This is a genomic window from Porticoccus sp. (assembly GCF_965660005.1).
Taxonomy (GTDB): domain Bacteria; phylum Pseudomonadota; class Gammaproteobacteria; order Pseudomonadales; family Porticoccaceae; genus Porticoccus.
This window is the reverse complement of the sequence record NZ_CBFHYF010000047.1, coordinates 1-12200: the sequence shown is the minus strand read 5'-3', so window position 1 is coordinate 12200 and position 12200 is coordinate 1. Positions and strand designations below refer to the sequence as shown.

The window sequence follows — 12200 nt, the reverse complement described above, 5'->3', positions numbered from 1 at the left end:
CTTCATTCGTCGCTCCTTGTGCGATCATTTTAAAAGTCTCTACTCAAAATCTCGATTACTTTTGGGGAGGATTACACAGGCATTGTGCTGTTGTCAGCAGGGTACCCATACCATCGGTTTCAATCGAGCCACCTTCGAGCACCAGCTTGCGCTCCCTGATGGCTGCCCCCGGATAGGCACCCAGCTCAAAAAGGGCTGAGGTAATGGCATTATCCAGCTGACAGGGGTGTTTATTGCCCCAGGCATTGAACTGATAATCCAGTAGGCAGAGACCCTGGCCTGTCTCGACAGTGATGGGGCCGTAGTCGCGTACCCAGGTGTCATCGGATTCAACCGGGAATATATGCAGTTTATCTGCTGAGACACCGAGTTGAGTCATGCGCTTTGACAGCGCGTTGAGGTTTGTCGGCAGGGTTGCGATGACTACTTCGCCAACGCCAGTGAGCAGAGATATCAGCGCTTCATACACAGGAATAATTTCATTCAGGATAGGCTCCCAGTCTGTTCCGGCATGGGGCCAGGTTAGCTGAATGGCATCCTGAGGCTCCCATTCGGCTGGAAGACGCACTCGGTGGCTGGTCATTGTGGATACTGTCCTGAGCAGTGCTTGAGGTTTCGGGATTGTTTGATGGTTTGTTGTCTTTTAATTTATCAAGGACAGTTATAGGCCATATAGGTGCCTTTGCCATTGACGATTGATTGGCGAACGATGGTGTTGGCTCCCATTTGGTGGGCTTGCTGGCGGGCGAGGTTGTCCAGTTCGTCGCGCACTTTGACCGCATTACGGGCAATGGAGCCGATCAAATTTGCTCTCACGCTGCTGTTGATCTGGCCAACACGGTTGCATGGGTTGACCCGCTCTGCGGGCAGCAGGACTACCTGTTCTGCCTCCGGTGATATTTTTACCCAGGTGCAAGCGTTCGTGAACGTGAAGGAAGCTGTAATGAACAGGGCGATAGCCAGGGTTTTTGTGGCGGGTGTCAAGGAACTCTCCATCTGTAGGTGGGATGGGGTACAGATATTAAGCCTTTCATCACTTTTTTGGCAGCGCTATGTTGGTGCAAAAGTTAAAGAAAAAGACCCATGTTGTTCTGGCCCGGTCAGGCTCGACTATTGAGGTCGAGGGCTACATCGGAAAGTCTGATTACCAACATGGCTAGAACGCTTTTTTAATATCTTTCGAAACGTTGTGCTTGGCCGTTTGAGTGGGTGGCTTCGCATCCTGTATAACCTCACTGTAACGTTTGAGCGACTCGTCATTGAGTGGATCGCCTATCCAGCGGGGAAGAGGTTGAAAACTCTTGGAAATCAGACTTGCCTGCTCATTCATTCCGGAAAAATCCAGTCCGACCATATCGGCAAACGTGTGAATAAAGTGGGCGATCGAGTACGGCCGGTCTGTGGCGGTGCGCCAGTGATCGATATCGCGGCTTTGCCTGAACGCCGGAGATGCCCAGACGATGAATGGCACCGTGTACATCGCAGATGTGGGGTTGGCTTCGTTGCGTCCGGCAAACAGGTTGTCCGGATAGTCGTAGACCTCCTCGCCGTGATCGGCAAAGTACACCAGCAGACTGTTATCTTCTTGACTTTGCGCAGTCTTAATCAGGGCTGACACGATTTTATCGTTGTAGAGAACAGCGTTGTCGTAGTTGTTGTAATCCTCCAGCAGGTCGGCTGTCACCCACTCCGGAACACCACTGTTGTCATTGAACTGGCGGTAGATTTCAGGGAAACGGTGCTCATAGGCGCGGTGTGTGCCCAGCAGGTGGACAATAATCAATTTCCGGGTTGAGTCTGACTCAAGCGCTTCTGCAAACGGCGGCAATACAACTTCGTCGTATTGATTGGCATTCTGTGCCCGGTTGTTGTTCAGGTAAATCTGGTGATCCGCCAGTTGGGAAAAGGTGGTCAGCATGGTATTGCGGCGAGTCTGGGTTTGCTGGTTGGTGATCCAGGTGATCTCATAACCGGCCTGTTGCATCATGTTTAATAGGTTTGGTTTGGTAAAAAACAGCTCCGGATTTTTGGGGTCGGCAAATGACAGAATCTGTTGCAGTGCCTCGATCGTATAGGGCCGGGGTGTGACCACGTCCCTGAAAACCATGAGTTCATTGTTTGCCTGCATGGCATCGAGATGGGGTGTTGTCGGCCGGTGATAGCCGTACAGGCTCATGCGCTGACGATTGGTTGACTCGCCGAGCACCAGCACCACTGTATTGGGCAGGGTCGCGACTTTCGCCTCAAGATTTTGCAGCGGTTTTACCTGACGATTCTTTTCCAGCAGTGCGGTCATGCCTGCCATCTGTTGTCGGTATTTTGCGTAGCCAACAACCAGATTCCAGGGTGCTGCGGGTTCCATTCGTTTCATCTGGTGGTAGACCGCATCATCAATGGTGGTGTTTTCCTTGAGCAGCGCGGTGCTGATAAAGGGGAAGAAGGGAATCAGTGTAAAAAGGGCGGCATAGGCGAAACGTTTACGCTGCCCAATCACCACGGGCCGAGCCTGTCGCCACATCCATACAGGGATTGCACTGAACACCAGAAGTACCGGTACAAACCACCATTGCCAGTAGGAGGAAACAAACTCGCTGCCTTCGGCGATGTTTGATTCAAACACGATGAAAATCGTGCTCTGGGAAAACTCCTGACCATAGATAATAAAATAGAACACCGAGATGACCGCTGCCGGCCACATGATCAAACCGCTCAGTGCCAATAATTGCCGGGTATATCCGGCGCCAGAAGTATCGGCACCAGCCACATCAGGCTCATCAAAATGGTTTCGCGCAATCCTATGAACCCGGACATGCCTGTTGCATAAATGGGGATGTGATAGCACAGCGAAAAATACGCTGCAAAAAGATAGGCCCATAGCAACGGATGTTTTTTAGGGAAATCAGTCATGTATCGGCAACCTTGTTGAAGCATCGATGCCACGATACCGTTCCAATATTAAGTGAAGCTTAATTTGAGGCGAAAATTTACTGAAAACCCTGAATGGTTAACACCTTTCCTTGAAGCAAGAAATCTGTGGCTGTTGTGTGGTGCCGCTACCCGGACATTCGGTAATGCCCGCCCGCCAGTCGTTTCAAGCCTGAGCCGGTTTTCTCTCCGGGCCTTGTAAGGGCTATCAGCGGGAGCACAACAAAGCGATGTTTCCCCTTGACCCTATAAGGTGTCAGACCTATAATCCTCGGCCCTTGAAGCAGTCAGATGACAGCTTGGGGGCTTGCCAGAGGTTATGAGCTGGCAAAGGTAAGGAGACATGCTCAGTCTCCCGGCCGTAAGGCCAGCGTTTTTTGATGCGGGGTGGAGCAGCCTGGTAGCTCGTCGGGCTCATAACCCGAAGGTCGTAGGTTCAAATCCTGCCCCCGCTACCAAATTCTGGTATCGGTACAGCTGGTACCATGCGTCATTACAAGGCGCAGTCGAAGGGCCCCTTTTTAGGGGCTTTTTGCTAAGTGGTGTAGATGAAGTGGGCCCTGTGCCCATTTTTTGATTGGGAAGCCGAGAGATTACCGTGGCGACAAAAGAAGAGGCCCTCATTGCAATGATTGCACCCATAGTGCATGCAATGGGTTGTGAATTCTGGGGGCTCGAGTATTTGTCATCAGGCCGCAATGGGATGCTACGTATTTACATCGAGCGTGAAAATGATGGTGTGACGGTGGAGGACTGTGAAAAAGTCAGTCGCCAGGTCAGCAGTCAGCTGGATGTCGAGGATCCGATTACCGGGGAATATACTCTGGAGGTTTCTTCGCCGGGTATGGATCGGCCTTTATATACCCTGGGTCAGTTTGAAAAGTATATTGGGGAAGATGTGGCCTTGCGGCTGAGGTTTCCCCATGAAGGCAGACGGAAATTCAAGGGCCGTCTGAATGGCGTGGAGGGCGAGGATGTGTTGTTGATTGTTGACGACCATGAATATCTCTTTCCCCTCGATAGCATTGAAAAGGCGAATGTCGTTCCCCGATTCTGAGGGCGATTGCGAGGCTGAATGAATGAATAAAGAAATCTTGATGGTGGTGGAAGCCGTTTCCAATGAAAAGGGCGTGTCCAAAGAGGTGATTTTCGAGGCCATTGAGCAGGCACTGGCCACGGCAACCAAGAGGCGCTATGACGAGGATTCCAACATCCGGGTAACCATTAATCGCGCCACTGGTGACTATGAAACGTCCCGCTGGTGGGAAGTGGTAGCCGATGATGTGCTGGCGGAACTGGGAACACAGTTCACGCTTGAAGAGGCACATGACAAGGACGCAAGCCTTAAAGCTGGCGATACTTTTGAGGAGCCGGTGGAAAATATCGGTTTTGGCCGTATTGCCGCTCAAACGGCCAAGCAGGTTATTGTCCAGAAAGTCCGGGACGCAGAGCGCGCATTGGTGGTGGAGCAATACCGTGATCAGCTCGGCGAACTGGTCAGTGGCACCGTCAAAAAAGTGACCCGGGAAAGTATTATTGTTGATTTGGGTAACAATGCTGAAGCCGTCATGCCAAGGGAAGAGCTGGTGGGCCGTGAAGTTTTTCGAATCAATGACCGGGTGCGGGCCGTCCTTCAACAAATTAATACGGAAAGCCGCGGCCCTCAATTGTTTCTGAGTCGTAAATGCAATGAAATGCTGGTTGAGCTGTTCCGTATTGAAGTGCCGGAAATAGCCGAGGAAGTGATTGAAATCCGTGGTGCGGCCAGAGACCCCGGCTCGCGCGCGAAAATAGCTGTGAAAACCAATGATGGTCGAATCGACCCGATCGGTGCCTGTGTTGGTATGCGTGGAGCGCGTGTACAGGCTGTCTCCAATGAACTGGATGGCGAACGTATCGATATTGTATTGTGGGACGATAATCCCGCCCAGCTGGCGATCAATGCCATGGCTCCCGCAGAAGTGGAGTCGATCATTGTTGATGAGGAGACTCACTCGATGGATGTGGCGGTGGCCGGAGAAACATTGGCGATGGCCATTGGACGAAACGGACAGAATGTTCGTCTTGCCTCTGAGCTCACTGGCTGGAAAATCAACGTGATGTCTGTTGAAGAGGCGGAAGTCAAGCAACAGGAAGAATCCAGCTCGTTGGTGGAAATTTTCATGAGTCGCTTGGATATTGATGAAGACGTTGCCATGGTGCTGGTCGATGAAGGGTTTACCTCCATCGAGGAAGTTGCCTATGTCCCTCTGGATGAGATGGCGGGTATTGAGGGTTTTGATGAAGAAGTGGCCGAGGAATTGCGGGCTCGAGCCAAGGATGCATTGTTGACCATGGCGCTGGCCTCGGAAGAAGGTATGTCCGGCCCGGCAGCCGACCTGTTAGGCATGGAAGGTATGGACGATCAGTTGGCGCATACGCTGGCTGCATATGGCATTGTCAGCATGGAAGATCTTGCTGAGCAGGCCGTGGAAGACTTACTGGACATTGAAAACATGGATGCAGAACGGGCAGCCAAACTGATAATGACTGCACGTGCCCCCTGGTTCGCCGATGAGAGCGACAGTTAAACGAACAGGCGATGAATTGAGGAATACTGATGGCTGAAGTCACTGTTAGCGAACTTGCCAAGGTTGTCGGAGCATCCGTCGACCGCCTGCTGAGTCAAATGCAGGAAGCTGGTTTGCCTCACAACTCTGCTGACGCAAATGTCAGTGATGAGGAAAAGCAGAAGCTGCTGGCCTATTTGAAAGGCCTGCATGGTGAGCAGTCCCGCGACCCTAAAAAGATCACATTGAAACGCAAGACGGTCAGCACACTCAAGACGGGTGCTGGTCGCAAAACAGTCAATGTGGAGGTGCGCAAGACCCGCACCTATGTCAAGCGGGCAAGCGAAGAAGGCGCAGCGCTCTCTGAATCGGAGGACTCAATTGTGCCTGAGTCTGTTGTCGAGGCGATGGCGCAGCTTGCGGATGATCCGGAAATGAAGCGGCAGGCTGCTATTGAGACACGCCGCAAGGCTGAAGAGGAAGCCCGTCAGCTGGAACAGGGGAGCCATCGCAAGGCAGAAGAAGAGCGTAAGCTGTCGCCGTCCCCAGTGGAGCCGTTGCCTCCAGAACTTGCCGATCAACCCGTTGATGCGCCAAAGCATGCGAAAAAACATGTCAGGGACGATGACGAAACGGATGATTCCGAAGAGGCACCGAAAAAAGCGAAAAAACGGGGTGCCATCAAGGATCCAAAGCGCAAAAAAGAAGATTTTCTGAAAGCGGTTGTTGAAGAAGTTGAGGATGTTGCCGAGGAGAAAAAACCCCGGTTGCGTTCAGGTATTTCGGTTCCCATCAAGGTTGAGAACAAGCACAAGTTCAAAAAACCCACGAACAAGATCGTCCACGATGTTGAGATTCCGGAGCAGATTTCAGTCAGTGATCTGGCTCAGCGGATGTCAGTCAAAGCGGCAGTCGTGATCAAGGAGTTGATGAAGATGGGGACCATGGTCTCCATAAATCAACCGATCGATCAGGACACGGCCACATTGGTGGTGGAAGAGCTTGGGCACAATCCAGTGCCGGTTTCAGACCAGGAAATAGAGCAGAAGTTAATCCGGGCGTTGCAGACTGGCGTGACAGAAAAACTGGAGCCCCGTGCGCCGGTTGTTACGGTGATGGGCCATGTTGACCACGGCAAAACCTCTCTGTTGGACCATATACGAAAAACCCGTGTTGCCTCCGGTGAAGCAGGGGGCATTACCCAGCATATCGGTGCCTATCACGTCGATACACCCAAGGGCATGATCACCTTCCTCGATACACCCGGTCACGCAGCTTTCACCGCCATGCGGGCCCGTGGTGCACACAGTACCGATGTGGTGATTCTGGTGGTGGCTGCGGATGATGGTGTGATGCCGCAAACCGTGGAGGCCATCCAGCATGCCCGCGCTGCCGGCGTGCCTATCGTAGTGGCTATCAACAAGATGGACAAAGAAGGCGCTGATCCGGAGAGGGTCACGAATGAGCTGTCTGCCAAGGATGTGATTCCGGAAGAGTGGGGCGGTGATACGCAGTTTGTGAAAGTCTCGGCCCATACCGGTGATGGTATTGATGACCTGTTGGATGCCGTGTTGCTACAGGCCGAACTGTTGGAACTTCAGGCCCCTCGCAATGCCCCGGCCAAGGGTGTGATCGTTGAGTCGCGACTGGAAAAAGGCCGCGGTGTGGTGGCGACGGCATTGGTGCAGTCAGGTACCTTGCGCAAGGGTGATTTGCTGCTGGCCGGCGAGAGTGTCGGTAAAATTCGTGCGATGGCCGATGAGGCGGGTAAGCCGATTGTCGAGGCGGGACCATCGATTCCAGTGGAAATTCTCGGCCTTGATATGCCACCAGCGGCCGGCGAAGAATTCCTGGTGGTTGAAGATGAGCGCAAGGCCCGCGAGCTGGCGGAAATGCGTCAGGACAAAACCCGTCAGGATCGCGTGAACCGGCAACAGGCTGCCAAGCTGGAAAATATGTTTGCCACCTTTGAGTCGCAGGAGAAGGGTGTTCTCCCGGTGATGGTGAAGGTCGATGTGCGCGGTTCTCTGGAAGCGATTCTTTCTGCGATGGCGGATATTGGTACCGACGAGGTTGAAGTGAATGTCGTTGCCTCCGGTGTGGGTGGTATTAATGAGTCAGATATCAATCTGGCCATCACCACCGGTGCTGTAGTGTTCGGGTTTAACGTTCGTGCCGATACGGCTGCCCGTCAGTTGGTAGAACAGGAGCAGGTGGATCTGCGCTATTACAGTATCATTTACAATCTGCTGGACGATGTGAAGCAGGCATTGAGTGGTCTACTGGCACCGGAGCGAAGTGAGGTCATTACCGGTATTGCCGAAGTGCGCGATGTTTTCCGCTCCCCTAAATTTGGTGCGGTGGCGGGCTGTATGGTGATTGAGGGCACAGTGCATCGCAATAAGCGTATACGGGTGTTGCGCGACAATATTGTCATTTACGAAGGTGAGCTGGAATCGCTACGACGCTTCAAGGATGATGTCAATGAAGTTCGTAACGGTGTCGAGTGTGGTATCGGTGTGAAGGACTATAACGATATCAAACCCGGTGACCAGATTGAGGTGTATGAAATCAGGGAAGTGGCGCGCCAGCTCTGATTGGGCTGACGTCAAACCGATATGCCCAGAGAATTTACCCGCAATGATCGAGTCGCAGATGCGTTGCAGCGTGAGCTGGCACAACTGATTCGCGATGAAGTCAGGGATCCCCGCTTGGGGTTGGTCAATATTACGGCAGTGGAAGTGTCACGTGATCTTTCCAGTGCCAAGGTGTTCATCAACCTGGTCGGTGCCGAGTCCGCCGAGGAGAGCCGTGAAGCTGCCGACGTGCTGAATGGCGCAGCCGGGTTTCTGCGGACATTGCTGGCCAAACGCATGCTGCTTCGGATTGCACCGAAATTACGTTTTATTTTTGATCTAAGTGGCAGGCGTGCCCAGGAGTTGTCTGCACTCATTGAGTATGCGGTCAGTCAGGACAAGGCGCGACATACGGATACAGACTCCTCCGGGGAGGACTGAGCTTGTCGCGCCGTCGCAAGGGGCGGTCGATCAACGGCATACTGTTGATCGATAAACCGCTGGGTATTTCCTCAAATGGTGCCTTGCAGAAGGTTAAACACCTTTTTGAGGCAGCCAAAGCCGGGCATACCGGTAGTCTCGACCCGCTCGCAACGGGGGTGTTGCCGATATGCCTTGGTGAGGCAACCAAGTTCACCCAGTTTCTGCTGGATGCGGACAAATGTTACCGTGCGACGTTTCGCTTTGGTATGGCAACGGTCAGCGGTGACGCAGATGGAGAGGTTATCATTGACAGTGGCGCTCCGGGACTCACCGAGGCGCAGTTAGTGGGTGTCTTGGGCTGTTTCAGGGGCGATATCGATCAGATACCGCCGATGTTTTCGGCACTGAAACACCAGGGGCAACCGCTCTACAAACTGGCCCGTGAAGGGGTGGAAATTGAACGGGAGGCTCGGCCGGTCACAATCCACTCGCTTGAATTGGTTGAGTTTCGCAGTGGCGAGTTCCCGGAGGCCGATATGGTTGTCCACTGCAGCAAGGGAACCTACATTCGCACGCTGGCGATAGATATTGGTCAACAACTGGGTTGTGGTGCTTACCTGTCGGTTTTACGGCGCACCGCTGCCGGCCCCTTTATCGACGATCAATCGGTGACGCTGGCTGAGCTGCAATCGCTCAGGGCAGAGGGCAGTATGGATCAACTCGACCGGCTTTTATTGCCTATGGACGCCGGAATGATGCATCTGGCAGCAGTGGATCTGGTCCCGGATGCGGCATTCTATTTTCGTCGCGGCCAGGCAGTGATGGTGCCGCAGGTCTATCGTCAGAGTGAAGAAGGCGATATAGTGCGTGTCTTTGAAATTGACCAGACTGGGCCGTTGTTGCTTGGTGTTGGCGAAGTCACAGAAGATGGACGGGTAGCTCCGAAACGTCTTGTTGTGAGGTAAGAAATTTTGTCCTGTGTGGCAAAACCGCAGATTTGATTCGTCACTCGGTGGCAATCGAACTGACTGGCTTAGGGTTCCTGTAAATATGCGCGGGTGCCCCGAATCTAACTCGCATATTGGAGAAATAACCATGTTAAATGCAACTGAAAAAGACGCTATTGTTAAAGAGTATGCCCAGTCCGTGGGTGATACCGGTTCGCCGGAAGTGCAGGTAGCCCTGCTCACCGCCAACATTAATAAACTGCAAGGTCACTTCAGTGACCACAACAAGGATCACCACTCAAGACGAGGTTTGATCCGGATGGTAAACCAGCGTCGTAAATTGCTGGACTATCTGAAAGCTAAAGACGCGAAGCGCTATATGACGCTGATTGGACAGCTTGGCCTGCGTCGCTAATCGAATTGCTGACGGCTCCCCTGGGAGCCGTTCACGCTTATGGAGAGGTAATATAATTGTGAATCCTGTAATAAAATCATTTAAGTATGGCAACCATACCGTCACGCTCGAGACGGGCCGCATTGCCCGCCAGGCTACCGGTGCTGTGATGTGCACCATGGATAAAACGGCAGTGCTCTGTACGGTTGTCGCAGCAAAAGATGTCAAAGAGGGTATGGACTTCTTCCCCCTCGGCGTCCACTACCAGGAAAAAGCCTACGCCGCTGGCAAAATCCCCGGTGGATTTTTCAAGCGTGAAGGCCGTCCCAGTGAAAAAGAAACCCTGACTTCCCGTCTGATTGACCGGCCCATTCGTCCGCTGTTTCCCAACGGTTTTAAAAATGAAGTGCAGGTGGTCTGTACGGTGATGTCCTCTGAAAAAAATGTGGACCCCGATATCGTTGCACTGCTTGGTACTTCCGCTGCACTGGCGATTTCCGGTGTTCCGTTTAACGGCCCTATCGGCGGTGCCCGCATTGGTTATCACCGCGATAAAGGCTATTTGCTGAATCCGACCTACTCGGAACTGGCGGAGTCAGAGCTGGATATGGTTGTCGCAGGTACCCGCGATGCAGTCCTGATGGTTGAGTCAGAGGCGAAGGAATTACCCGAAGACATCATGCTCGGCGCGGTACTGTTCGGTCACCAGGAAATGCAGGCAGCTATTCAGGTGATCGAGGAACTGGCCAAAGAAACCGGTAAACCCCGCTGGGATTGGCAAGCGCCTGCCGTGAATGAGACCCTGACCGATAGCCTCAAGGCTCTGGTGGGTGAAAGTCTGGATGCGGCCTACCGGATTACTGACAAGCAGCAGCGCGTTGTCGAAATTGATGGCCTGCGCAATCAGGCGGTCGCAGCCCTGTCGAATGCCGAGGCGGGTATTGCTGAGGACGATGTTCGTGATGCCTTTAAAAAACTTGAGAAGAAAATTGTCCGTGGTCGCATTATTCGCGGTGAACCCCGGATTGATGGCCGCGACAGCAAAACCGTCCGCGCGATCGATGTAGAAGTCGGGGTACTGGCCAAAGCCCACGGCACAGCGCTGTTTACCCGTGGAGAAACTCAGGCATTAGTAGTGGCGACCCTGGGTTCCATGCGCGATGTTCAATATATCGACGCGCTGGAAGGCCGTCGTGAAGATCCCTTCATGTTGCATTACAACTTTCCCCCCTATTCTGTGGGAGAGTGTGGTCGTATTGGTTTTACCGGTCGTCGCGAAATTGGTCATGGCCGGCTGGCTCGCCGTGGCATTGCTGCGGTACTGCCGTCGCCGGAAGAGTTTCCCTACACCATGCGAGTGGTTTCTGAAATTACGGAGTCCAATGGGTCAAGCTCCATGGCATCGGTTTGTGGTTCAAGCCTTGCGTTGATGGATGCGGGAGTGCCGCTGAAAGCACCCGTGGCCGGTATCGCGATGGGCCTCGTCAAAGAGGACGACGGCTTTGCCGTGCTGACCGATATACTCGGCGATGAGGATCACCTGGGCGACATGGACTTTAAAGTGGCCGGGACTGCTCAGGGTGTTACCGCGCTGCAAATGGATATCAAAATCGAAGGGATCACCGAAGAGATCATGAATATTGCACTGGGTCAGGCGTTGCAGGCGCGACTCCATATTCTTGGCGAAATGAACAAGGTGATCGACAAGAGCCGCAGTGAAGTGGCAGAGTCAGCACCCCGCTACCATATCCTGAAAATCGATCCCGACAAGATTCGCGACGTGATCGGCAAGGGCGGTGCCACGATTCGTGCATTGACGGAAGAGACCGGTGCCAGCATCGACATCGATGATAGCGGCACCATCAGAATTTACAGTGATGATGCAGATGGCCTGAAGACTGCTATCTATCGCATCGAGGAAATCACTGCTGAAGCTGAAATAGGGCGCATTTACCAGGGCACAGTCGCCCGCATCGTGGATTTTGGTGCTTTCGTCACCATCATGCCTGGCACCGATGGCCTGTTGCACATCTCGCAAATTGCCAAGGAACGTGTGGAAAAAGTGTCTGATTATCTTCAGGAAGGTCAGCAAGTCCGTGTCAAGGTACTTGATGTGGACGCCCGCGGCCGAATCAAGTTGTCCATGAAAGAGGCATCTGAAGACGAGGGCGTGGCCAGTGAGGCGGCCCCTGTAGAAGAAGCTCCGGTTGCTCAGGAATCTACAGAGCAGTAGTGTGCTGGGTGTGATGCCAGAAAGGCGGGGCTGAGGCCCCGCTTTTTTTATGACAGATTTTCTGGCAGGACTGATGGTGTAATCCTCCCCAAAAGTAATCGAGATTTTGAGTAGAGACTTTTAAAATGATCGCACAAGGAGCGACGAATGAAG

Annotated in this window: 11 protein-coding genes and 1 tRNA gene; 8 read left to right on the top strand and 4 right to left on the bottom strand. The window is 53.0% G+C overall.

Annotated features, from left to right (window positions below):
- Positions 1 to 55: 55 nt before the first annotated feature.
- The 4 genes from ACTF5G_RS08885 to ACTF5G_RS08870 form a co-directional block, all read right to left on the bottom strand.
- Positions 56 to 583 (bottom strand): agmatine deiminase family protein, encoded by a 528-nt coding sequence (locus ACTF5G_RS08885; RefSeq protein ID WP_438952462.1) that lies wholly within the window; start codon positions 581 to 583, stop codon positions 56 to 58.
- A 68-nt stretch (positions 584 to 651) separates the two neighbouring features.
- Entirely contained in the window at positions 652 to 984 is a 333-nt protein-coding gene (locus ACTF5G_RS08880; RefSeq protein WP_438952461.1) for a DUF4156 domain-containing protein, read from the bottom strand.
- Between the two features lie 172 nt (positions 985 to 1156).
- Entirely contained in the window at positions 1157 to 2764 is a 1608-nt protein-coding gene (gene cptA / locus ACTF5G_RS08875) for a phosphoethanolamine transferase CptA (RefSeq protein WP_438952460.1), read from the bottom strand.
- Positions 2710 to 2940, bottom strand: a complete 231-nt coding sequence (locus ACTF5G_RS08870; protein ID WP_438952459.1) for a hypothetical protein — start codon at positions 2938 to 2940, stop codon at positions 2710 to 2712. Before ACTF5G_RS08870 ends, cptA begins: the two co-directional genes overlap by 55 nt.
- A 366-nt stretch (positions 2941 to 3306) precedes the next feature.
- Here ACTF5G_RS08870 and ACTF5G_RS08865 point away from each other — a divergent pair.
- The 8 genes from ACTF5G_RS08865 (at position 3307) to pnp (ending at position 12047) form a co-directional block, all read left to right on the top strand.
- Positions 3307 to 3383: transfer RNA gene (locus ACTF5G_RS08865), tRNA-Met, on the top strand.
- A 140-nt stretch (positions 3384 to 3523) separates the two neighbouring features.
- Positions 3524 to 3982 (top strand): ribosome maturation factor RimP, encoded by a 459-nt coding sequence (gene rimP, locus ACTF5G_RS08860; protein WP_438952458.1) that lies wholly within the window; start codon positions 3524 to 3526, stop codon positions 3980 to 3982.
- A 22-nt stretch (positions 3983 to 4004) separates the two neighbouring features.
- Positions 4005 to 5495 (top strand): transcription termination factor NusA, encoded by a 1491-nt coding sequence (gene nusA / locus ACTF5G_RS08855; RefSeq protein ID WP_438952457.1) that lies wholly within the window; start codon positions 4005 to 4007, stop codon positions 5493 to 5495.
- Between the two features lie 29 nt (positions 5496 to 5524).
- Positions 5525 to 8071 carry a translation initiation factor IF-2 gene (infB, locus tag ACTF5G_RS08850; RefSeq protein WP_438952456.1) on the top strand — a complete coding sequence of 849 codons (2547 nt, stop codon included), beginning with the start codon at positions 5525 to 5527 and terminating at the stop codon, positions 8069 to 8071.
- 21 nt (positions 8072 to 8092) lie between these two features.
- Positions 8093 to 8491, top strand: coding sequence for a 30S ribosome-binding factor RbfA (gene rbfA, locus ACTF5G_RS08845; protein ID WP_438952455.1), 399 nt, complete (start codon positions 8093 to 8095; stop codon positions 8489 to 8491).
- A gap of 2 nt (positions 8492 to 8493) precedes the next feature.
- Complete coding sequence (gene truB / locus ACTF5G_RS08840) at positions 8494 to 9438, top strand: tRNA pseudouridine(55) synthase TruB (protein ID WP_438952454.1); 945 nt, start codon at positions 8494 to 8496, stop codon at positions 9436 to 9438.
- A gap of 130 nt (positions 9439 to 9568) precedes the next feature.
- Positions 9569 to 9835 carry a 30S ribosomal protein S15 gene (gene rpsO, locus ACTF5G_RS08835; protein WP_438952453.1) on the top strand — a complete coding sequence of 89 codons (267 nt, stop codon included), beginning with the start codon at positions 9569 to 9571 and terminating at the stop codon, positions 9833 to 9835.
- A gap of 58 nt (positions 9836 to 9893) precedes the next feature.
- Positions 9894 to 12047, top strand: a complete 2154-nt coding sequence (gene pnp, locus ACTF5G_RS08830) for a polyribonucleotide nucleotidyltransferase (protein ID WP_438952452.1) — start codon at positions 9894 to 9896, stop codon at positions 12045 to 12047.
- Positions 12048 to 12200 lie beyond the last annotated feature (153 nt).

What these genes read in the sequence shown, in the direction of transcription:
- ACTF5G_RS08885 (WP_438952462.1), bottom strand. Translation starts at nt 583, where the DNA reads ATGACCAGCCACCGAGTGCGTCTTCCAGCCGAATGGGAGCCTCAGGAT.
- nusA (WP_438952457.1), top strand. Translation starts at nt 4,005, where the DNA reads ATGAATAAAGAAATCTTGATGGTGGTGGAAGCCGTTTCCAATGAAAAG.
- infB (WP_438952456.1), top strand. Translation starts at nt 5,525, where the DNA reads ATGGCTGAAGTCACTGTTAGCGAACTTGCCAAGGTTGTCGGAGCATCC.
- rbfA (WP_438952455.1), top strand. Translation starts at nt 8,093, where the DNA reads ATGCCCAGAGAATTTACCCGCAATGATCGAGTCGCAGATGCGTTGCAG.
- rpsO (WP_438952453.1), top strand. Translation starts at nt 9,569, where the DNA reads ATGTTAAATGCAACTGAAAAAGACGCTATTGTTAAAGAGTATGCCCAG.